Origin of the sequence: Facklamia sp. P13055 (genome assembly GCF_050409445.1) — a bacterium.
GTDB lineage: Bacteria > Bacillota > Bacilli > Lactobacillales > Aerococcaceae > Facklamia.
The window spans coordinates 105,831-129,559 of record NZ_JBNUPL010000002.1; the positions used below are offsets into that span (position 1 = coordinate 105,831).

Here is a 23,729-nt window from a genome sequence, read left to right on the forward strand (position 1 = left end):
ACTATTCCACCCATTTCTTATAATCGCTATAACCTGCTTGGTCCATCTCCTCATAAGGAATAAAGCGTAAAGCGGCTGAGTTAATACAGTATCTCAAGCCTCCTTTATCCTTTGGCCCATCATTAAAGACATGGCCCAAATGAGAATCCGCTTGCTTGGAGCGAACTTCTGTTCGAGGTCTGGATAATTTATGGTCTTCTAATTCTTGCAATTCAGTTCCCTTAACTGGTTGAGTAAAGGATGGCCAGCCACAGCCAGCATCAAACTTATCCTTACTCGAAAATAAGGGCTCTCCTGACACAATATCAACGTAAATGCCTTTTTGGTCAAACTGGTCATATTTACCGCTAAAAGGCCTTTCAGTACCTGCTTCTTGTGTCACATGGTATTGAATGGGGTCTAAATTTTTAATTTTATCTTGATAATCTTTTTTAGTCATTTTCTCTTCCTCCTAAATGATGATCTTGAATACGTTTAAACAGTTTTTCAATAGTGGTCGGATCGAATTCGATAAATACTGGACGACCATGGGGACAATGCAATGGATCTTGCAAATCGTTCATTTCAGCAAGTAGATGAATGGCCTCACTGTCTGCTAGGCGATGGTTGGCCTTAATAGCACCACGACAAGACTGCATGATAATGCTCGCTTCTTTCAATTGATTAACTGAAAGATCTTCTTGCCGGCTCAAACGGTCTAATAAGTCTGGCACTATCTGGTCCAATTCATCGGCTTCTAACCAGGTGGGGTGACTTTGCATTTGATAGGATTTAGGACCAAAAGCTTGTAAGTGAATCCCTATTTCGGCCAAACGGTCGCTGTATTCTTCTGCCATTTGCGCCGTTTTTAAATCAAAACTAAATAACTTGGGCATCAAAAAATCCTGCTGCTGGTCAACATCCACTTGGTCAGCCATTAATTTTTCATAACGGACTCTCTCTTGGGCAGCGTGTTGATCAATTAAGTAGAAAGAAGAAGGACCTTCAGCAATTAAATAGGTGCCATGAATCTGACCTACATAGCGTAGCTGACTAAAATCAATCATCTTTGGTTTTTCTTGTTGATTCAATGCCTCTTTTTCTACTGCTTGAGAGCTTAATGCTTCCATCATCCCTTGAGTCTTTTCAGTTGGGAAGTCACTGACTTTTGTGTACTCATCCATTTTTATCTGGTTAGAATCAGGACGAGACAGCTCTATAGCTTGCTTATCTTCTGCTAGATGGGATGTTTGGCTGATCCAGTCTAATTGCCCCTTATTTTGTTGGTAGAAACGAGTAGGTCTAAATAGGCTGTCTCCTGCTTCAGGAATGGCGCGGTTTTGTAATAAGCTTGCTTGAACGGCTTGAGTTAATAGTTTAGCCAGTTCCGCTTCCTTACTTAAGCGAATAGTCTGTTTGGTAGGATGCACATTGACATCTACCAAGCGAGGATCCGTTGTTATTTGAATAAAACTCAAAGGAAAACGACCGATCATTAACTGCTTGCCATAAGCCTTGATCAACACATTATTAAGAAAAGGACTCTTGACTGTTCGACCATTGACCATCCAGTGAATATAATTGCGACTAGTTCGAGTCAAGGTGGGTGGTGAGATCAATCCTTCTAGGCCAAACTCTATGTCCGATTGCTTGAAGGCTAGCATTTCTCTTGCTTGCTGGGGTGAGTACAGTTGAGCAATGGTTTGCTTCAAATCCCCCTTACCGACCGTTTGTAGCAAACGATCTCCATCTGAAATTAAAGTAAAAGAAATACTTGGATAGGCTATAGCTAAATTCTGGATTACCTTAAGAATATGGCGCATTTCAGTTTGCAGACTGGCTAAATGCTTGAGTCGGGCTGGTGTATTATAAAAAATTGAATCCACTTGCACGGTAGTCCCATTACGGGGCGGGCAAGAACCTTGATTGATTATTTTTGAATTTTCAACTTCAATAAAATGACCACTTTGACTGGCTTGGTTTGCTTCATTCCAAGTCGACTCAATCCTGATTTTGGCTACTGAAGCTATAGAAGCTAGGGCCTCTCCTCTAAATCCTAAAGAAGTAATCTGAAAAAGGTCTGGTAGGGAATATATTTTACTGGTCGCATGAGCTAAAACGGATTGGTGAAGATCTTCTTCCACCATTCCTTGACCATTATCAATCACTATAATTTGTTGAATACCCGCTTCTTTTACTTCCACTTGAATCTGATCTGCTTTGGCATCAATGGCGTTTTCACACAATTCTTTAACGACTGAAGCCGGTCTTTCAACCACTTCTCCGGCTGCAATCTGATTGGCTAGAGCGATATCCATTTGTTTAATAATTCCCATTGTGGCCTCCTTTCTTTATTTCAATTCTTGTTTTAATTGGGCTAAGAAATTTAAAGCATCTAGGGGGGTCATTTGATTAACATCTACTGCTTCAAGAGCCATTTCAATCTTCGAAGAGCTTTCTTTAGTTTGCTCTTCTTCAGGGATTGGCAAGAGATCTATTGGATCAACTTGATGGTTGCGTAAATGCTTGGCATTAGCTTCTAACTCATCCAACACCACTTGACTTTGTCGCAAGACTGATTCCGGCAGGCCTGCTAAGCGTCCTACATGAATGCCGTAGGACTTATCCGCTGGTCCAGCTAAGATCTTATAGAGAAAAACTAAATGACCGGCTTCTTCCACTGCTCCAACATGAATGTTTTTTATTTGAGAAAGTGTTTGGTCAAGATCCGTTAATTCATGATAATGGGTAGAGAAGATGGTAGCAGCCCCCACTTTTTGAGCAATATGGTAAAGAATCGCTTCCGCTAGGGCAATACCGTCGAAGGTGGCGGTTCCTCTACCAATCTCATCAAAGAGGATAAGACTGCGGTCTGTGGCGTTTTGTAAGGCATAATTGGTCTCTATCATTTCTACCATAAAGGTGGATTGCCCACTGGTTAAATCATCAGAAGATCCAATCCGAGTAAAGATTTGATCGACTAAGGGCAGTCTCGCCTCTTTAGCAGGGACAAAACAACCGATTTGATTAAGAATCACACTGTAGGCGATTTGACGCATATAAGTCGACTTGCCCGACATATTAGGTCCGGTTAATAGTAGAACAAATTGATCTTGGTCTAAGTCAAAGTCATTGGCGATAAACTTAGCGCGTCCGATTAACTTCTCCAAAACGGGATGACGACTTTCTTTTATTTCAAAATCTTTTCTTTGATCAGACAGATGAGCTTGGGTGAAGTTTTCTTCCTCACTTAATTCAGCAAAAGAACATAAAACATCTAGAGTGGCTACCGCTTGTGCCAATTCTTGCAGTTGGCTAGAATAGGTATTTAAACGATTGCGTAATTCAATAAAGAGATGGTACTCCAACTTTTCAGCCTTTTCCTGGGCCCCCAGAATGGTACTTTCTATTTGTTTAAGTTCGTCTGTAATATAGCGTTCATTGTTAGCTAATGTTTGCTTGCGGACATAAGTCGGATCGTCAAAGTCTTGTGCTTGCAGACGGCTCATCTCTAGGTAATAGCCAAAGACTTTATTATAGCCTACTTTCAGGGTTTTTAGGCCGGTTCTTTGACGTTCACGCTCTTGATAATCAATTAGCCAACTTTCACCATTATCTAAAGCATCACGATAACCATCCAACTGCTTATGATAGCGGTCTTTAATGATTCTACCTTCTGTTAATGAAATCGGTGGTTTATCGACCAAAGCTTCATTAATAATAGCCAAAAGCTCATTAAATTCAGGCAAGGCTTGAAATTGATCCACTGAATCCATGCTTTCGTTCAATTGTTGGAGATACTGATTAAGAAGAGGTATTTGTTTTAAAGACTGGCGCAATTGGTCAACTTCTCTAGCATTGGCAGTCTGTAAAGATAGTTTTGTTACCAAGCGTTCAAGGTCATAGATATTTTTTAAAATATTGATTAATTCAAGGCGAAGAAAGTAATGATTAATTAAACCGGCTACCTTTTGATGGCGGCTAATTAAAGCTTGTTTTTGTAATAAGGGTTTATCCAACCACTGATGTAATAGTCTTCCTCCCATGGCCGTTTGCGTGCGGTCTATCAGCCACAATAAAGACCCCTTACGCTTTTGCGTTCTTAAAGATTCGGTTAATTCTAATTGCACCTTAGTGTATTGATTCATCTGTAAATAGGCAGATAGGGTGTATTCTTCTACCTCTTTTAAATAATCAAAAGCATGGGGTTGTATCGATTGGAGATAAGCTGATAAGTATTTTAAAAGTTCTGTTTGAACAGGGCTTGCCTCTTTTAGCTTAAAGAAATTTTCTGTTAAAGCGGCAGGTGTAAAGGTTGATTTAAAAGCCGTAATCCTTTCTTGCAGTAGGCTCAGTTCTTCTTGGCTAAAACCTGATCTTCCTTCCTCATCGATAATCCACTCACTGGGTTTAACCGTTTGAATTTCACTGACAAATTGATTCCAATCTTCTGTTTGAGTCATCCGGCTTTGACCCGTTGAAATATCAACATAAACCAAATGGTAAGTGTTTTTTGCTTTTAAAAAAGCGGCTAGGTAATTATTTTCTTTGTGTTTGAGTGCTTGGTCGACCAAAATGGTTCCTGGTGTAATGATTTGAACAACATCTCTTTTGACCATCCCTTTGGTGAGTCGTGGATCTTCTAATTGTTCACAAATAGCCACTTTATAGCCTTCTTGGATTAAACGACGGATATATTCGGTGGCTGAATGATAAGGAACCCCACACATGGGCACTGGATCTTGGGCTTTTTTATTACGGGAAGTCAGCGTGATTTCTAATACTCTTGCAGCAGTAATAGCATCTTCATAAAACATTTCATAAAAATCGCCTAAACGAAAAAACAAGATGGAATCTTGATGCTTGGCTTTAATGGATAGATATTGTTGCATCATAGGGGTTTCTTTACTTGACATGGCTACTCATCCTCTAGTTCATTTAATCGTTGATTGGTTTTGAATTGATATCATAATAATGACATAAGCCAAATAAGCTTTCTTTCTACTTGCTTGTTAATAATTAATTAATAACAATTTGAGATTTAAGCAAAGGTTCTCTTAGAAGTAAAGGTTTTGACTAGCTCTATTTTAGCAAAAGCTCTCATCATTATCATGATATAAAAAGCACAACTCCAAAAGGGGTTGTGCCTTGTCTTTATTTCGCATACTCTACGGCTCGTATTTCGCGTATCACCGTTACTTTAATATTTCCTGGATATTTCATTTCATTTTCAATGCGTTGTTTCACACTTCTTGCTAAAGCAGCCGCTTTAGCATCATTGATCTTGTCTGGAGCGACAATCACACGTACTTCTCGACCTGCTTGGATAGCATAGGATTGAGTAACGCCTTCATTTTCATTGGCGATTTCTTCCAATTGTTTCAAGCGACGAATGTAGTTTTCTAAGGATTCACTTCGTGCACCTGGTCTTGCAGCAGATAAGGCATCAGCCGCTGCGACTAGTTCTGAAATAACAGAAGTTGCTTTAGTATCGCCATGGTGAGAAGCAATTGCATTAATAACTACCTCATTTTCTTTATAACGATTAGCAATTTCTGCACCAATTTCAACGTGAGAACCTTCAATTTCTTGGTCTAATGCTTTACCAATATCATGAAGTAAGCCCGCTCTTTTGGCTAAGACTACATCTTCATTCAATTCACCGGCCATTACCCCTGCTAACTTTGCAACTTCAACAGAGTGTTTTAAGACATTTTGACCATAGGAAGTCCGGTAAGCTAAACGACCGATAATTTTAATTAGATCAGGATGAATAGCGTGAATACCAACATCAAAGACAGCTTCTTCACCGACTTCGCGGATGCGCTCATCCATTTCCTTACGTGCCCGCTCAACCATTTCTTCAATCCTAGCAGGATGAATTCGGCCATCTTGAATTAAATGTTCAAGAGCGAGCTTAGCAATTTCTCGACGAATTGGATCAAAGCCACTTAAAACGACTGTTTCAGGTGTGTCATCTACAATTAAATCGATACCTGTTAGACTTTCTAAGGTACGAATATTCCGTCCTTCTCGACCAATAATCCGACCCTTCATATCATCATTTGGCAAGTGCACAACCGATACAGAATTATCTGTGACTAGGTCTGTTGCCGAACGTTGAATAGCTTGAAGAATGATTTCTTTCGCATTACGGTCCGCTTCTTCTTTAGCTTTTTGATCAGCATCACGTATCATGACAGCCATTTCGTTAGAAAGTGTCTCTTCTGTCTCTTTAAGAATGATTTCTTTTGCATCATCTCTTGACATCATAGCAATTCTTTCTAATTCTTCTTGGCCTTTTAAGATAAGTTGTTCAATTTCACTTTCCTTTTCAACCAATTCATCTTTACGTTTTAAATAATCTGCTTCTTTATTTTCTAATAGAGATTCACGATTATCTAAAGTATTGCTTTTCTTATCCAGGTTTTCTTCTTTTTGAATTAAACGATTTTCAAATTTTGTCGCTTCTTGGCGACGATCTTTCAGCTCGTTTTCAATCTCATTACGGTATTTGATATTTTCTTCCTTCGCTTCAAAAAGCGCTTCGCGTTTTAAAGTTTGGGCTTGATTTATCGCATCATCAATAATTGCTTCGGCATTTGCTTTTGCACCCGCAATATTTTTTTCATCTGATTTTTGTTTAACGATATAACCAATAACAAAACCAGCAATTAAAGCAACGATAGCGAAGGCGAGTGGAATCAAATTTTCCATAAGAGTCACCTCCGTATCTATTTAGTTTTTTCATTAATTAATATGGTGTAAAAATTAATCGTGGCTTTCCACAACTTTTATAATACTTTTAATCGCAGCCATAGTCAAATAATTCAAAGGATCATTATGACTATTTAGCCTCATATTTTCTGACGCTTTTTTATAAAAAAGAAGACCCTCATTGGATTGAGGGGCCTTTTTAAGCTTTATAATTTGCGTTTTGCTAGTTTTAAAAAAATATCTCAAAAAATTATTTTTTAATTTCTTTAATTTTTTCTAGTGCTTCTTCATCGGCTTCTTCAGAAGTTACTGCCGAATGTCCACCAATTTGATAATGCTGTCTAACTTGTTGATCAATCTCTTCAAAGATGTGTGGGTTATCTTCTAAGAATTGTTTAGCACTTTCGCGTCCTTGACCAATTCTTTCTTCTTTATATGAATACCAAGAACCTGCCTTGTTAATAATATCCAAATCAGATGCCATGTCTACAAGCTCTCCAATTTGCGAAATACCGTAACCATAAACAATGTCGACCATGGCTTCTTTAAACGGTGGTGCCAGTTTATTTTTAACGACTTTAATCCGTGTCCGGTTACCATACACATCACCGCCTTGCTTAAGGCTTTCAGTTCTTCTGACTTCAAGACGAATAGAAGAATAAAACTTCAAGGCACGACCACCAGGGGTTACTTCTGGGTTACCAAACATTACACCCACCTTTTCACGAATCTGGTTAATAAAGAAAGCAATCGTATTGGTTTTATTAATTGAGCCGGACAATTTACGCATGGCTTGCGACATCAAACGCGCTTGCAAACCAATGTGCGAATCTCCCATCTCTCCTTCAATCTCAGCTCGTGGTACTAAGGCTGCTACAGAGTCAACCACTACAATATCGACTGCTCCTGATGAGACCAAGGCATCTGCTATTTCTAAAGCTTGTTCTCCTGTATCTGGTTGAGAGAGTAATAATTCGTTAATATCAACTCCTAATTTCTCAGCGTAAACAGGATCTAAAGCATGCTCAGCATCGATAAAGGCAGCCAAGCCCCCCTTCTTTTGGACAGATGCAATGGCATGTAGGGCAACAGTAGTCTTACCAGAAGATTCCGGTCCATAACATTCAATGACCCGTCCTCGTGGATAACCACCAATTCCAAGGGCCACATCTAGGGCGAGGGAGCCTGAAGGAACTGTATCAATTTCAACGCTTGTTCGATCACCCAAACGCATGATTGCACCTTTTCCATAACTTTTTTCTATATTCTTTAGCGCTTGATCTAAGGCTTTTTGTCTGTTGGCATCTACCATATTATTTCCTCCGTTCATCAAGGTAATCTTATCTTAACAATTTCTTAGTCCAAACTCAAGTTTTTTGCGAACTTTTGTTCGACTACTCTCTTAATTAATTCATAACCATAATTAGTGGCCAAGTCCCGTACATAGTCACGCCCTCGATTGGGAAGCATGAGTTTCTGCCATTCGGTCGGACGATTTTTACTTGCACAAGCCAGATAGACTTCTCCAGCTGGATGTCCTTGATCAGAGCCCGGACCTGCTACTCCGCTTAAAGCCAGAGCGAGGTCACTGCCACTTAATTTTAAGCATTGTTCGGCCATAGCACAAGCGCATTGCTCACTATAGACTGAATATTCTTCAATTATCATAGGATCAACCGATAACAAATCTACCTTGGTTTGCGCTTGATAGACCACAAAGCCACCCTTTATGACTGTTGAAGCACCTGGAATCTGAGTGAGGCGACTGAGCATTTTACCTCCTGTTAAACTCTCAGCACCAGAAAGAGTGAGATTCAGCTGCTTCAATCGATCAATCAAATAAGCTTCTATAGTATGTTCTCTTCCTTCACCTATGTAATAGTCTTTTAATTTAGCGATTATTTGCTGGGCTGTTTTATCTAATAATTGGTTATTGTCAGCTGTTTTTTCTTGCTTTTGATTCAAGACTAGGCGAATATGTCTAGGCTTAGCATAAATCGCGATTTCCAGCTCTTTTGTTTTTTTAATAATTGGATCTAATATATGGGCCACTTGCGACTCGCCAATCCCATAAAAATTTAAATAGATGGATTTAATTGCTATGGTCTGGTCAATTTTTTCTTTAAAATAAGGTAAAACTTCTTTTTCAAGCATGGCCTTTAACTCACTAGGTGGGCCTGGTAAACATAGGTAATATTGATTAGCATCAGCAGCAAAATATAAGCTGCCACAGGCTAAGCCATCTTCTGTATGAAAACAATACCCCTCTTTAAAGGTTAAAGCTTGTTTATACTCTAAGGGTGAAAGTTGACGATTTTGTTTTTTAAAATAATCTTGAATGTATTGCCATTGTTGAAAATCAACAATTAATTCTTGACCAAGAAAGTGGGCTAAACTTTCTTTGGTTAAATCATCATGGGTCGGCCCTATCCCACCAGCTAAAACAATTAGTTCTGCTCTAGTCGCAGCGATTCTAATTGCTTCTTCAAGTCGCGTTGGATTGTCGTCTACCACTTGTTGGTTGAAAGACAAAATACCTATTGAAGCAAATGCTTGAGCTAGTAGTGCTGCGTTGGTATTAATGGTCTGTCCTTGAACCAATTCGGTCCCCACTGTGATAATTTCTAACTTCATTGCAGGCCCTCCATTTTATATATACCTATTAAAATTAAAAAAGGTGTTTTCTTTAAAAAAAAGCCATCAAAACGATGACTTTTAATGAAAATAATCTACTTAATATCGGTAAAAAGATGTCTCGCTTTATAAAAATATTCTACACCTGAATATACAGTAAAGAATAAAGCAACTCCCATTAAAAAATGTGCCAATGAGAAAGGCAACCATGTAAAGCCAGCATTATTCCAAAGAAAGAACAAAATGGCAAACATTTGACTGAAGGTTTTAACTTTTCCAGGCCAGGCCGCTGCCATTACTTTACCATTAGATTGAGCGAGTAGAACTCTTAAACCGGTCACTAATAACTCACGACTAATAATAATAATAACGATCCAAGCTGGGATGAATTGGTGTTCAACCAACAGGATAAGTGCTGCAATGACTAACAGCTTGTCTGCCATTGGATCCGCAAAGACACCAAAGGAAGTGACTAAATGTAATTTTCGCGCTAAGTAACCATCCAAATAGTCCGTAAAGGATGCTATGGCAAATACGAGCCCCCCAATAAAGTAAGGGGTAGCAAGAGTCGTTCCTAACAGTGTTAGATTGCCCCAATCCAAAGGTAAAGTTAAAAGACAAACAAAGATAGGGATTAAGAATATTCTAAAAACAGTTAAACGATTAGCAATGTTCATAATTTACTCTCCTGATGAATAATTGGGGTCTAATACCGCTGGACCTTCATAAGAAGTTTCTTCATTCTTTTCTCCCAGCTCATCAATGGCTAGCTCTTCAGTTGAAGAGGCAGTTTCATCTTTAACTTTAAAGATAATAACGCCAGGAACACTCGGATCAGGCTCAACTGTTTTACCGTTGACTATAAATTGAGCCCCTTCTGGATAACCTAATTCCATCCGCACAGTCTTGGTTGTATCATTGGCTTGATGTTCTAAAACTTCATCTTTAGAAATCGTTTGGTCAACTACCATACTTCCTTCTTCATAAATACCGACCCAAACAAAGGCATTTCCTTTGGCACCAAATTGATAATTTTCAATTGGACCTTCTAATTGGTAGGTTTTAATCTCGCCAGCTTGAGAGATTTCAGTAATTACTTCTTTTCCAACTAAAAGCTGGTTTTCCGCTAAGTCTTTTTTGTTATTAGCTTTTTCAGTCACCTCTGGCTCTTTTGTCGATCCATCGACTGGATTAGCCGACGGCTTAACAATTTCTAAGACATCAGCATTATTATTGGTTTGAGCGACTTGATTATCTTCCGTTGAAATCTGACGAATGGTATAAATTAAGATGCCGATAATACAGATAATAATTGCTGATAGAATAGCCATGGGAATATAAGAGAGGATTTTCTCCATCCGATTCGATTCATCATTTAAATGACGGCTACGTAACCGACTTGGCATTTCAGCCTCTTCTTCTCTTATCGGACTGCTTTCATTGTTTTGCACTTCCAACTCATTAGCATATTCCTTTAAAAGAGTATCTCCATCTAAACCTACCATATCGGCATACTGTTTCACAAAGGCTCGGGCATAGAAGTTTCCCGGTAGTTCTTCCAGTTGGCCTTCTTCGATCGCTTGTAAATATTTTTTTTGAATTTTAGTCATTTGTTGCAGGGTATTAAGTGTATACCCTTTATTTACGCGTGCTTCACGTAATCTTGTTCCTAATTCACTCATAATTATGACCCCTTCTATCTCTATCATTCACATTATAGCACAGTTAAAAGCCTTGGGTCAGATAAAAGTCCCTAATTAAGTTTAGTTGGCTTCTTTCTCAAGTAAGTCACGAATAAGCGTATACATATATTTCTCAGCGTCAAAAGCTTGTAGGTCACTCGCTTGTTCACCCAAACCAATATATTTAACTGGAATATCTAATTCATGGCGAATAGAAAGAATGACGCCCCCCTTAGCTGTCCCATCTAATTTTGTTAAGACTAGTCCACTGATCTCGGTTGCTTCATTAAATTGTTTCGCTTGAATTAAGGCGTTTTGTCCGGTTGTTGCATCTAAAACCAAGAGAACTTCTTGTACGCCATTCGGATTTTCTCTTTCGATAATCCGTTTCATTTTAGCTAATTCAGCCATGAGATTTGCTTTAGTTTGTAAACGTCCTGCTGTATCAACTAAAAGGTAATCGTACTCTTCCGCATTGGCTTTTTTTACAGCGTCGAAAACTACAGAAGCAGGGTCTCCTTGGTCCGCTCCGGTCACTACTGGTATTCCTAAGCGCTCTCCCCAAACATTTAGTTGCTCAACTGCACCTGCTCTAAAAGTATCGGCAGCAGCCATTAAAACCTTATGTCCGGATTGTTTTAAATTATAAGCAATTTTACCGACAGAAGTCGTCTTGCCTACCCCGTTGACCCCCACAAATAAGACTACGGTTGGCCCGTTTGGATTTTCAATTAAATCAGGATTGACTGGTTGGTCTTTTTCATAAATTGCCACCATTTGTTCTAACATAACACGCTTAACATCTTGAGCTTTATGAACATTTTCAGCTTCTACTGCATCACGAATAGCATCCGTTAAAGCTAGAGTCATTTTGAAGCCAACATCGGCTGAAATTAAGATTTCTTCTAGATCATCGTAGAATTCATCATCTAATTCGCGCCAAGAAGTAAATAAATCCGTGATGCGGTCAGAAAAGGATTTACGTGTTTTTTCCATCCCTTTATCATACTTCTCAAAGACAATCTGTTCTTCTTGGTCTAAAATTTCTTCTTTTACAACCTTATCTTCACCTGTGAAAGCACGTTTGATGCGATCAAACAATCCCATATGACTTCCTCCATTCTATTGAATAAATTGATAAATTGCATGAGCGACACCTTCTTGATCATTGGATAAAGTAATGAAATCAGCCCTCTGCTTTAAAGTCTCTGCGCCGTTTCCCATCACCACTCCAAGACCAGCAAATTCAATCATGCGCTCATCATTCATCTGATCTCCTATTGCCATTATAGCAGAAGGTTGAATATTTAACTGATCAGACAACTTTTTTAAAGCATTTCCTTTATTGACTCCCGCTTTCATAATTTCTAATTGGAAAGGATGGGATCTTGATAGGGTATATTGACTGACAAGTTCTTTATTTAACAGTGGAATTTGCCGCGATAAATGGGCTTCATCAATCGTGACCACAAATTTCATAAAACGATGGGCTTCATCAAAATCATTAAAATCAATTTTGGTATGGGGGGCTGTAGAAACATTGCCCACATAAAAACTTTCATAACCTTTTGGGTAAGTTAAGGGTTCATAAACTAAATCCTGGTCTAGAACGTTTAAAGGTAAATTTAAAGTTGTTAACTCTCGATACCATGAGTGAAGATCTTGGCTGCTTAACTCTTCTTGTATTAAGACTTGCCCATCACTAATTCTTTGAACAAAGGCACCGTTATATAGAATTAAATAATCATCCTCACTTTTTAAGCCGATTTGATCGATTAAATGATGCATAGTTGAATAAGGTCTACCTGTACATATTACGACTTTAACGCCTCGCTCTTGAGCGTAATCAAGTGCTTCAAGGTTTTTAGCTGTAACTTCTTTGGAACTATTTAATAAGGTTCCATCTAAATCGATGGCTAGTAATTGAATCATTTTATCTACTCCTGATGGTCTAATGCTACAAAATCATTCATTTTCACCGCTGCTAGTTTAGAAATACCGGTTTGTTCCATAGTCACTCCATATAGAATGTCGGCATATTCCATGGTCCCTTTGCGGTGGGTAATGACAATAAATTGCGTTTCTTGGGTAAAGTTTTGAATGTATTCCCCATAACGGTAAACATTGGCATCATCTAAAGCTGCCTCCACTTCGTCTAGAACCACAAATGGAACGGTCTTTGTTTCCAAAATAGCAAATAATAAAGCAATGGCCGTTAAAGCTCTTTCGCCTCCTGATAAGAGGGCTAAGTTTTGCTTACGCTTACCGGGTGGTTGAGCAATAATATCGACACCGGTAGTTAATAAATCGGTCGGGTCGGTTAATTCTAACTTAGCCTTACCGCCAGCAAATAAACGAGTGAAGGTCTTTTGAAATTGATGGTTAATAGCTTGAAAGGCTTCTTTAAAGCGACTACCCACTTCTGAATCCATTTCATCAATGGTATTATTTAGCTGCTCCATAGCTGTTAACAGGTCATTTTCTTGCTCAAATAACAATTGATAACGTTCATCCACTTCTTGATAGTCTTGAATTGCTGCTAAGTTGATAGGTCCTAATTGATCAATTTCCTTACGCAACTTTTTAACCACTTCTTTTACCTGAGCAACAGATTCTACAGGCTGGGCTAATTGAGTAGCTGCTTCGAACGACAAGGCATAGGTTTCATTAAGATAGAGTAAATCTTGATCCATCTGATCTTCATATCTTTCAATCTTAGCTTGGCATTTGGCCTCTGCTTGGTATTGATTTTGAAGTTGATCTTCGCTATTTTTTAAGGCCTGCTGATGACTCCTTAAACTTTCATTTAAACTCTGGCGGTCTTGGCGTAGAACGCTTAAATCAGCGTTGACTTGGTCTAAATCGCCTTCTGCTTGGCTTAAATCCATTTTAAATTGACTGATTGAATTTTCTAAGTTTTGAACTTCATTCCAGTCACTTTCTTCTAACTGTTGACTGGAAGCAATTAATTCTTCTAAATTTTGTGCTTGCTTAATTTCATTTTGCAGGCTTTCTCTTTTTTGTTTGGTTTCCATTTCCAAAAGCGCTAAATTGGTTTTGCTTTCATTCAAGTCGGCTTGAAGTTGTCCAATCTTCATTTGTTTTTCCGATTGAGACAATTGCATGGATTGAATGGTTTGATGGACTTCTTCAATTTTAGCCTTTAGAGCTTGTAAGTCTTGCTCAGCTGCTTGAAAATCTTGGTGAGAAGCCTCAAAATCTTGAGTCATTTGCTTGAATTCATCGGTTAAAATCAATAGATGTTTATTTTTTTGATCTCGCTGTGACTGTATATTTTCAATTAAATTCAGCAATTTTTGGTGGTCTTGACTAAGTTGTTGGTGATCTGATAAAGCTTTTTGATAAGCCGTTTGAAATTGCGAAACCTTCTGATCACACCTTTCAAAAGTTGCCACTTGTTCTTTTTGACTCTTTTTTAGTTCTTTCAACTCTTTTTCAAGGCTTGCAATCTCTTGAGAGCGCCCCATTACAGATTGTGACTTATGCTTATTTTTTCCCCCTGTAACAGAGCCTCCAGGAAGGATCAAGTCGCCTTCAAGTGTTACGATTTTTAACTGTTGATGGCTAGCCTTAGCAAGTGACTGGGCATTTTCAAGTGTATCAACAATCACTGTAGACCCTAATAACTGCTGAATCACTAACTGATTTTCTGCTTTATAAGAAACTCGTTCACTAGCAATCCCCACCACACCTTGGTTTTGTTGGAGTAGCTCTTGGTGATGGGCCTTTAGGGTCCGAGCTTTCATATTACTTCTTGGTAAAAAGGTGGCTCGTCCGGCTCTTTTATTTTTTAAAAGTGATATGGCTTGCTTAGCAGCTTGGTCATTTTCTACAACAATATTTTGCAAACCAGCTCCTAAAGCAATGTCGATAGCAACTTGATCGTTTTTTTCAACTTCGATTAATTCGGCTACCGTTCCAATGATTCCTTGTAGTTGATCACGGTGGTTCATCACGACTCGGACTCCTTGGTAATAGCCGGCATATTCCACTTGCATTTGCAGCAAGCTTTGATACTTGGAGTGGAGCATTTGGATTTGGTGGTCTGCTTGGTAGATTACTTTCCTTAATTGATCACGATTGGCTTGGGCTTGATCCAATGCTTGGTGGGCCTTTTCCCCTTCAGTTTGAAGGCTTTCTAAGTCTGCTTTCACTTGTTTTATTTGATCGTGATAGCTAACTTCTTGGTCTTCAAGAGCTTGGATTTGAATTTGATTTTCCTTGATTTGGTCTTGATAGCTTTCCTTGCGTTGATCGAATTGTTGGCTAAATTTATCAAATTGTTGCAAGCGATTCTTTATAGCCGACTCTTGACGATAATAGTCAATCAATTCTCCCCTTAACTGATCTAACTCTTCATTCTTTAGCGCTTGAAAGTCATTAAGTTGTTGATTATATGCTTTTACTTCTTCTTTTGCTTTTCGAATACCTTCTTCTAATGAGTTTAAATTTTGATTAAGGGCCTCTTGTTGTTTTTGGTGGTCAACCCATTGATTTTGGTAGCGATCTTGATTTAGTTTTCTTTCTTGACTGGATTGATTGGCATAAAGCATTTTTTGCTGAAACACTTCAATTTGGCCCTTTAATCTCTCAATCAATTGGATAAGTTTTCGACTTTCCATCTCTTCTTGATCAATGCTTTGATTTATCAAGTCTAATTGGTTCTGTTTATCATCGATTGATTGCGAAAAAGTTTTTTGATCATTCTTAACTCGGTCTAATTCAGCTTTTATTTGTTGGTAGTGGTCCTTGGCTTGTTGCCATTTAGCTTTAAAGTCTTGTATTTGAAAGGTATATAAGGATATTTCTTCTTCTTTCAATTGGGCCGCTTTCTCTTGGTAGGTCAAAGCCTTTTCTCTTTGTTCTTTAAGTGGCTGCAGTTGATTTTTTAATTCATGTAAAATATCCCTGACACGGTTCAAATGGTCTTGTGACCGCAGCAATTTTCTTTGAGCTTCTTGTTTGCGGTATTGATATTTTTGTACACCAGCTGCTTCTTCAAAAATTCCTCGTCTTTCTTCTGGTTTACTTAAAAAGATGGACTCGACTTTACCTTGGGAAATCATGGCGAAAGAATTTTTACCTAAGCCTGTATCCAACAGCAAATCAGTGATATCTTTTAAGCGAACATTTTTTTGATTGATAAAAAAATAACTCTCACCATTACGGTTATATTGACGCGTTATCGTAATCGTTTTGGGGTCCATATCAATATAACGATCCTCATTATTTAAAACCAAGGATACTTTAGCAATATTGACTGGCTTTCGATCGAGTGAACCATTAAAGATAACATCTTCCATCTTGTTACCACGCAAGGATTTAGCCGATTGTTCTCCTAAGACCCAACGAATGGCTTCAGATAAATTCGATTTACCTGAACCGTTGGGACCGACTATTGCTGTCATGCCCTGATCAAAATTAATGACTGTTTTATCAGCAAAAGATTTGAAACCAGTCATTTCGATTCTTTCTAAATACAAACAGCTACACTCCTTTTTGAAGATGGTGAATGGCTTTTTTAGCGGCCTTCATTTCTGCTTCTTTTTTACTTTTGCCACTGGCCTTAGCTATTAAGTCGTTTTCTAAATACAGCCCAATGGTAAAGGTTTGTGCATGAGAAGGTCCTTGGGTTGCTAGGAGACGGTATTCAATCTTAACTGTTCCCTTGACTTGAACCATTTCTTGGAACTTGGTCTTATAATCTTGCACGGTTAGTGTCAAAATTTCTTGATGGTGATCAAAGAGGATTCTACTCAGAAAGTTTTCAACCATATCCATACCAGTATCCAAATAAACTGCCCCCAAAAAGGCTTCAAATGTATCTGCTAAAATGGAATCTCTTTCTTTACCTCCCGACAATCTTTCCCCCTTACCTAATTGGATAAATTGAGGAAAGTCTACTTGTCTAGCTAAATAAGCCAGGCTTGGTTCCCTGACGAGCTGAGCTCGCATGCGTGAAAGATCTCCTTCAGGCTTATGGGGGTATTGTCCATATAAAAATTGACTAACCAGAATCTCAAGCACAGCATCGCCTAAAAATTCTAATCGTTCATTGGACTGAATTAAGTTCTCACCTTGCTCATTAATATATGACCGATGGTAGAAAGCTTGCTGAATAATCTTCTGGTTAGTAACTTTAATTTTTAATTCTTTTTCGATGTGTTCTATTAACTGATGCATGGCTTCGACTCCTATCAAATATACACTGATTTTACCAAAAATCCCTTGATTACACAAAGTCATTCAGCAATACAAAAATGAAATACCGTATATAAATAAAAAGATCAAGCAAAGCTATGCTTGATCTTCATCTTTTAAAATTTTAAATTATTCAGCAATTGGACTTTCAGCAGTTAAGCCTACTTGTGTCCAATCAAGATTTGCTCCAATTTCAACATCCCAATTCGTCACACGCTTATTAACGGCTGTTAATTCATATCTCCAAAGCGTTGGAATAACAGGAAGCTCTTCATGCATAAATTCTTGCCAAGCGTAGAAGGCTTTTTGACGGTAGTCATCATCAAACGATTCGTCTGATTCAATATCCGCTAATAATTGGTTATGTTCTTCATTCACATAGCGACTGTAGTTGAATTGTGCTCGTTCACCAAATAATCCATTTGGATTTGGATCGCCACCAGTACCAAAAGCAGCTTGGAAAATATGTATTTCTGGATCATCCTTCTTAATACGTTCATAGAAAGAATTAAACTCTAGTAATTGTCCATCTAATAGCTCTACAGGAATACCGACTGCGTTCCATGCTTGTACATAGTACTGAGCCAATGGAGCAGCTGTTTCACCACCTGACATTGAAGCGAAGTTCAAGGTGAATTTCTCGCCATTAGGATCTTCCACTAGACCATCACCATCCACATCCTTAAAGCCAGCTTCTGCTAGAATTTCCTTAGCTTTTTCTGGATTGTATTCATAGGCCTTAACGTCAGGATTTAAGTATTCTACAAAGTTCGGTGTAATCATTGAGTCTGCAGCACGACGCAATCCTTGATAGAATTCACGGCCGACTGAATCATTATCCATGGCATAAGCCATCGCTTGACGAAGAGCTTTATTGGATGTAACTAATTCAGGATCAAATTCGTTTTTACCTTCTTCTTCATTCCATTTACCCATCTTGAAGCCAATGTATGTATAAGCATTCTGCTCATAACCAATGGTAGTAAAGTTCGTTGCATCTTTATAAGTATCATACTTATCAGTTGGTAAGGTTGCAATATCAAAATTACCAGCCTTTAATTCAGCAACAATTGAATTAGGGTTGATGACATTCATTGTCATTCCATCTAATTTAGGACGCCCCTTATAATAATTTTCATTTACAGTATAAGTGACTGCTTCACCTGGTGTCATTGATTCCACCTTAAAAGGTCCAAAGCCTACTGGTTTCTCACGTACAGGTGCAGAGTCTTCCATATCAGCTACTTCGATACCTTCAAAGACATGCTCAGGTTCGATATAAGAAGAAATTCCTCCACCAGCTTGAACCATTGAGTTCGGAAAAGCCTTATAAGTAACGGTTAGGGTATAATCATCGACACGTTCCAACCCAGAAATTTCCTCGGCTTCGCCGTTATGATACTCGTCCATTCCTACCACATTCTCAAAATCGCTACCATAACGAATGCCGGTATAATCAGGGTGTCCTACTACATAGTAAGGAAAAATAACGTCATCTATCGTAATCGGTTCGCCATCATCCCACTTAACTCCTTCTGGGATTGTGATAGTTACTTGTTTATTTTCAACATCCATTTCCACTTTGGCAAAACCGGAATCATCGATCTTGAAGTTATTGTCGTAGCCGTATAGGCCAGGGTTAAAGTAAGCAATTACGGTTGCATCTGGGTTTCCTGTGTAAAACATATTATTGAAGACACCTGCAAATGCGGTATCGGAAACAAAGGCTACCTTAAGTGTTCCACCCTCCATGACTTCACCTTCATGCTCTACAGAAGTCGAAATGTCCGGTGCGGGGGCTCCTTCTCCATCTGCTTCCTCAGCTTGGACCATAGGTAGGGAACTCAATACCAAGGAACCGATTGTCATTGTTGTCATAAACTGTATAAGATGTTTTTCTAATGATTTTCTCATACTAAGCCTCCTCTAAATGTGATAATCCTATCATATAGAAATTATATGATTAAATCAAGTCTTTTCTAATTTTTTTTTAATATTTTTATCTTTTTCTAATAAAAACAAGCTTTATTAGGGGTTTATTTATGAAAAGTTTCCAAAGCTCACTTGTCTTAAAGGTTTTTCATGAAAATGTCTTTTCATTATTTTAAAGCTTATGACCCAACTAGTAATTTCTAGCAGAAAAATCTTTTGATTTTTATTTAGCACTTACAAGATATAATAAAATTTCAAAACGAAAACTTTTCTGTAAGATTAAAATTTTCTCATAAAAAAAGAGCCCCACTTCTTACTCATCGCTTAACGCTAAAGTAAATAAAGGGTAAAGCTCTTAAAATTTTTATCCTCTTCTTTGTTTTGAATCTGCTACACGTTGGAAAGCTTGTCCGATATAGTTAATTGATAACATCATGATCAATACTAACAAGGCAGCTGGCAACCAAACCCACCATTTATTTTCAATAATATCTGGTGTTCTAGCGTAACCAATTAGCGTTCCTAAAGAAGGTGTTCCAACAGGCAAACCAAAGCCCAAGAAAGAAAGTCCTGTTTCTAAACCGATATTACCGGCAAAGGATAGGGTTAAGTTGGTGATCATTAGCGAAGAAAGATTCGGTAATAAGGAGCCGAGCATAATTTTCCAATCTCTAGTCCCCATGGTTTTTGATGCCTTGATATAATCCTTGGATGCTTCTGATAAAGAAGCCGTTCGAATCAAACGGGTCTGCCCCATCCAACCAAATAAAGATATAATCCAAATCAAAGTCCAAGGGTCGAAGCGTTTAACGATTGTTACGACCGCAATAATAATCATGATTCTCGGTAAAACGATTAAAAAGTCTACCACACGCATAATAAAATCATCCACTCGACCCCCATAATAACCGGCAATCAAACCAATAATCGTCCCAAAACCTGCTGTTAATATAGTGACAGCCCAAGCGATAATTAAGGAATTTTTTGTTCCTAGTAAAAGCTGTTCAAAAATGCCTTTTCCACCCTCATCGGTACCTAAAAGATAGCCTTTTTCTCCTGGCGGTGTAAAGCGGTCAAAAATATTAACTATGCCTGCAGCATCGGAATCAATAAAGAATGCTGATAAGACCGCCGCTACGACAATAATTAATAAAAGAATTAATGATAAAACAGCAATTTTATCACGTGCAAACTCTCGACGAATAACTTCCCAACCCATCGGTGGAGTGGAAACTTGGTCTTGCAATAGTTCTTCATTTACTGTTACCTGTGTATTATTTTCAGCCATTATTCCACCTCCTATTTAATTCGAATTCTAGGGTCAACAAAAACCATAATGATGTCTGATAATAACGAACCTAAAAGGGTTGTAAATCCGTAGATCAATGTAATAGCTATCATTACAGAAAAATCACGTAAAGCGATTGATTCGACAAATAATTTTCCCATTCCTGGATAATTAAAGACTGTCTCAGTGAAGACAGATCCGCCTAACAAACCAGTGATGGTAAAGCCTAAAAAGGCAGCAATTGGTAGGATTGAATTCCGGAAGATGTGCTTGCGATAAACAACATTTTCTGGAACGCCTTTAGCCTTAGCTGTGCGAACATAATCTTCCGTTTTAGCATCAATGACTCCTGTTCTTAAGTATTGAATAGTAGAGGTTGTTGATAAAAGTGCCATTGTAATAGCTGGTAAAATAATGTGTTTAAATCTTGACAAAGCAAAATCAAGCGTTCCAGGCTCAAGACCCGGGTCTACTGTTCCAGTTGTAGGGAACCAGCCAAGAATATAACCAAATAACCAAATCATAAATAAACCCAATACGAAAGATGGAATAGCATAAGTTACAAAGGTATATAAGTTAACGGTTTTATCAAAAACGGAATTTTGATAACGACCAGAAAACAGACCTAATGGTAAAGCGATTCCGTACGAAATGATCACTGTTAATAAAGATAATTGTAAGGTGGGCCAAACTCTTTGACCAATAATCTTTAGAGTCGGTTGACGGTGATGCCAAGACCGTCCCCAATCACCTTGAAAGATACCAGTAATCCAATCAACATAACGCTCTGGCCACGGTTTATCTAGTCCTAGTTGCTCCCGCATGGCTGCTATTTGAGCAGGGTCCACATTTGGATCTTGTAAACCCGTCAACGCATCCCCTGGCATCAAAGCAGCCAAAACAAAGACAATGATACTTAAAAGAAAAATTTGAGGAATCATCAAAATGACCCTTCTTAAAATCGTCTTCCACATTTATTTCACTTCCTCTCTTTGAGCAAAGCCGACTTCTTTTAAAGCCACTTGGTGGTGATCATTAATCTTCTTCAGATCATAGACCCGTCCACTTTCCTCAAAATATTGACTGGCATTTTCATGATATTCTTTCTCCACTCGGAGACGCTCTATATGGTGCTCTCTTCGATTGTTTGGATCAACATGCGGTATAGCTGATAAAAGCCTTTTAGTATATATGTGTTGAGGATTTTTATAAATTTCATAATTAGAGCCATATTCAGTAAATCTTCCACGATACATAATGGCCAATTCGTCAGACATGTGTTTCACCACGCCTAAATCATGCGAAATAAACAAGTAAGAAACATTAAATTCTTCTTGAATACGTTTCATAAAGTTTAAGACTTGAGCTTGAACCGATAAGTCTAAAGCTGAAACCGGTTCGTCAGCAATGACTAATTTAGGGTTCAGCGCAACAGCTCTAGCTACCCCAATTCTTTGTCTTTGTCCTCCTGAAAATTCATGCGGATACTTGACTAAAGCTTCTGAAGTCAAACCGACTATTTCTAAGAGTTCACTTGCTTTTCTCTTTTCTTCTTCAATCGTTAAATGGGTGAAATTACGCAAGGGCTCCGCCATAATATCTAGAATCCTCTTCTTCGGATTAAAAGAAGAATATGAATCTTGGAAGATCATCTGAACATTGCGCCGATAATTTGACCTGCGACTGGATGCAGCATTCGAAACGTCTTCCCCTTCATAGATAATTTTACCCTCGGTCAATTTTTCTAAACCGATAATAGCTTTTCCAATAGTTGATTTACCTGATCCTGATTCACCCACCAGGCCATAAGTTTTTCCTGCCTCAAAACTTAAGTCCACACCATCCACTGCGTAGACATGGTCAGTGATACGGTTAAAGAAACCGGATCGAATTGGATAGTGAACCTTTAAGTTTTCAATTGTAAGAAATTCTGACATTAGTCCACCTCCTCAGTGAAATAAAAGTGTTCATGACAAGTACAACGTACCCAATGTTCTGGTTTTACTTCATGGAGAACTGGATGCTCTTCATGATGTTCTTCAGGAATCCAAGGAATGCGAGGAGCAAAACGACAGCCTTTGCGTTCTAAACGGTTTAATGGAGGTACAACCCCATGTATTACATGTAGATCGCCCTTTTCATCAACTAAATCATTGGATTGCGGAATGGACTTTAAGAGTGAGCGGGTATAAGGATGTCTCGGATCATTGAAGAGTTCTTCGACACTTGCAACTTCAACAAATTGTCCTGCATACATAACTGCTACTCGATCAGCCGTCTCTGCAACTACTCCTAAATCGTGAGTAATCAAAATAATTCCTGATTCGGTTTCCTCTTGAATTTCATTCAAAAGATCCAAAATTTGTGCTTGAATAGTTACATCTAAAGCAGTTGTCGGCTCATCTGCAATAATTATTGGTGGTTTACAAGATAATGCAATGGCAATGATTACTCTCTGACGCATTCCACCTGATAATTCATGTGGATATTGCTTGGTCATTCTTTGAGGGTTTTCAATACCTACTTGGTCGAGTAATTCAAGTACGCGCTGAGTTCGTTGTTGTCCATCTAACTTGGTATGATAATACAAAGCTTCTTCAATCTGCTCACCTACTGTCATTAAAGGGTTTAATGACGCTAAAGGGTCTTGGAAGATCATGCCAATATCATTCCCGCGAATTTTGTCATAATCTGATTCATCATAATTAACGAGATTATCACCCTTGTAATTAATTTCCCCGGTAATTTTTGTATTCATGCGATTGTGTAAGCCTATGATTGAAGTGGCCAGGGTTGATTTTCCACAGCCTGACTCCCCAACAATGGCTAACTTTTCATTACGCGCTAGGGTAAAAGAAACCCCATCGACAGCATCGAAATACTGGTCTTTAATGCGAAAACCAGTGTGCAAATCTTTCACTTCTAATAATATCTCTTTTGATTCCATTTGAGGCCTCCTTTATCAATGACTATGACATCCATTTATTTTTCTGATCGTAATTGGTCGATATAAGAAACGGCGTCCTTAATATCTGAGAGCTTTTCAATTTTTTCATCTTCGAATTCTATATCAAATTCTTCCTCAATCCCCATCACGAATTCCACCATATCTAAAGAATCGGCGCCTAGGTCTTCAAAGGTTAGATTTTCAGTTACTTGATCTTCAGTAAGATCAAAATGCTCTACTAATAAAGTTTTAACTTTTTCAAATGTTTCTGTCTTCAAATTTTCCACTCCTTAATTAAAAAGTTATACCACAATGCCGGTTATATTAT

18 protein-coding genes are annotated in these 23,729 nt (G+C 38.3%); all 18 read right to left on the reverse strand.

Going from position 1 to position 23,729, the window contains the following annotated elements; genetic code table 11:
* Position 1: 1 nt before the first annotated feature.
* On the reverse strand, positions 2–439 hold the full coding sequence (gene msrB, locus ACQV2O_RS01580; RefSeq protein WP_428873731.1) for a peptide-methionine (R)-S-oxide reductase MsrB: 438 nt from the start codon (positions 437–439) through the stop codon (positions 2–4).
* Complete coding sequence (mutL, locus tag ACQV2O_RS01585; protein WP_428874799.1) at positions 432–2,315, reverse strand: DNA mismatch repair endonuclease MutL; 1,884 nt, start codon at positions 2,313–2,315, stop codon at positions 432–434. The genes msrB and mutL overlap by 8 nt, the downstream gene beginning before the upstream one ends.
* Before the next feature lie 15 nt (positions 2,316–2,330).
* Positions 2,331–4,895, reverse strand: coding sequence for a DNA mismatch repair protein MutS (gene mutS / locus ACQV2O_RS01590; protein ID WP_428874801.1), 2,565 nt, complete (start codon positions 4,893–4,895; stop codon positions 2,331–2,333).
* 238 nt (positions 4,896–5,133) lie between these two features.
* Positions 5,134–6,696 (reverse strand): ribonuclease Y, encoded by a 1,563-nt coding sequence (gene rny, locus ACQV2O_RS01595; protein ID WP_428874802.1) that lies wholly within the window; start codon positions 6,694–6,696, stop codon positions 5,134–5,136.
* Positions 6,697–6,946: 250 nt separating this feature from the next.
* The gene (gene recA, locus ACQV2O_RS01600; RefSeq protein ID WP_428874803.1) at positions 6,947–8,008 is read right to left on the reverse strand and encodes a recombinase RecA; all 1,062 of its coding nucleotides are present in this window, start codon (positions 8,006–8,008) and stop codon (positions 6,947–6,949) included.
* A 44-nt stretch (positions 8,009–8,052) separates the two neighbouring features.
* Positions 8,053–9,330, reverse strand: a complete 1,278-nt coding sequence (locus ACQV2O_RS01605) for a competence/damage-inducible protein A (protein WP_428874805.1) — start codon at positions 9,328–9,330, stop codon at positions 8,053–8,055.
* A 95-nt stretch (positions 9,331–9,425) separates the two neighbouring features.
* On the reverse strand, positions 9,426–10,007 hold the full coding sequence (gene pgsA, locus ACQV2O_RS01610) for a CDP-diacylglycerol--glycerol-3-phosphate 3-phosphatidyltransferase (protein WP_428873737.1): 582 nt from the start codon (positions 10,005–10,007) through the stop codon (positions 9,426–9,428).
* A 3-nt stretch (positions 10,008–10,010) separates the two neighbouring features.
* Positions 10,011–11,012 (reverse strand): helix-turn-helix domain-containing protein, encoded by a 1,002-nt coding sequence (locus ACQV2O_RS01615; RefSeq protein WP_428874806.1) that lies wholly within the window; start codon positions 11,010–11,012, stop codon positions 10,011–10,013.
* A gap of 81 nt (positions 11,013–11,093) precedes the next feature.
* Positions 11,094–12,119 (reverse strand): signal recognition particle-docking protein FtsY, encoded by a 1,026-nt coding sequence (gene ftsY / locus ACQV2O_RS01620; RefSeq protein ID WP_428874808.1) that lies wholly within the window; start codon positions 12,117–12,119, stop codon positions 11,094–11,096.
* Between the two features lie 15 nt (positions 12,120–12,134).
* The gene (locus ACQV2O_RS01625; RefSeq protein WP_428873740.1) at positions 12,135–12,944 is read right to left on the reverse strand and encodes a Cof-type HAD-IIB family hydrolase; all 810 of its coding nucleotides are present in this window, start codon (positions 12,942–12,944) and stop codon (positions 12,135–12,137) included.
* A gap of 5 nt (positions 12,945–12,949) precedes the next feature.
* Positions 12,950–16,516, reverse strand: a complete 3,567-nt coding sequence (gene smc, locus ACQV2O_RS01630; protein WP_428874809.1) for a chromosome segregation protein SMC — start codon at positions 16,514–16,516, stop codon at positions 12,950–12,952.
* 4 nt (positions 16,517–16,520) lie between these two features.
* Positions 16,521–17,216, reverse strand: a complete 696-nt coding sequence (gene rnc, locus ACQV2O_RS01635; RefSeq protein ID WP_428874811.1) for a ribonuclease III — start codon at positions 17,214–17,216, stop codon at positions 16,521–16,523.
* A 147-nt stretch (positions 17,217–17,363) separates the two neighbouring features.
* Positions 17,364–19,148 carry an oligopeptide ABC transporter substrate-binding protein gene (locus tag ACQV2O_RS01640; RefSeq protein WP_428874813.1) on the reverse strand — a complete coding sequence of 595 codons (1,785 nt, stop codon included), beginning with the start codon at positions 19,146–19,148 and terminating at the stop codon, positions 17,364–17,366.
* 382 nt (positions 19,149–19,530) lie between these two features.
* Positions 19,531–20,454: an ABC transporter permease gene (locus ACQV2O_RS01645; RefSeq protein ID WP_428873744.1), complete on the reverse strand. Its 924-nt coding sequence runs from the start codon at positions 20,452–20,454 to the stop codon at positions 19,531–19,533.
* Between the two features lie 11 nt (positions 20,455–20,465).
* Entirely contained in the window at positions 20,466–21,428 is a 963-nt protein-coding gene (opp4B, locus tag ACQV2O_RS01650; protein WP_428873745.1) for an oligopeptide ABC transporter permease, read from the reverse strand.
* Positions 21,429–22,391, reverse strand: a complete 963-nt coding sequence (locus ACQV2O_RS01655; RefSeq protein ID WP_428873747.1) for an ATP-binding cassette domain-containing protein — start codon at positions 22,389–22,391, stop codon at positions 21,429–21,431.
* Positions 22,391–23,401: an ABC transporter ATP-binding protein gene (locus ACQV2O_RS01660; protein ID WP_428874815.1), complete on the reverse strand. Its 1,011-nt coding sequence runs from the start codon at positions 23,399–23,401 to the stop codon at positions 22,391–22,393. Before ACQV2O_RS01660 ends, ACQV2O_RS01655 begins: the two co-directional genes overlap by 1 nt.
* 35 nt (positions 23,402–23,436) lie before the next feature.
* Positions 23,437–23,679, reverse strand: a complete 243-nt coding sequence (acpP, locus tag ACQV2O_RS01665) for an acyl carrier protein (RefSeq protein ID WP_428874816.1) — start codon at positions 23,677–23,679, stop codon at positions 23,437–23,439.
* Between the last annotated feature and the right edge of the window lie 50 nt (positions 23,680–23,729).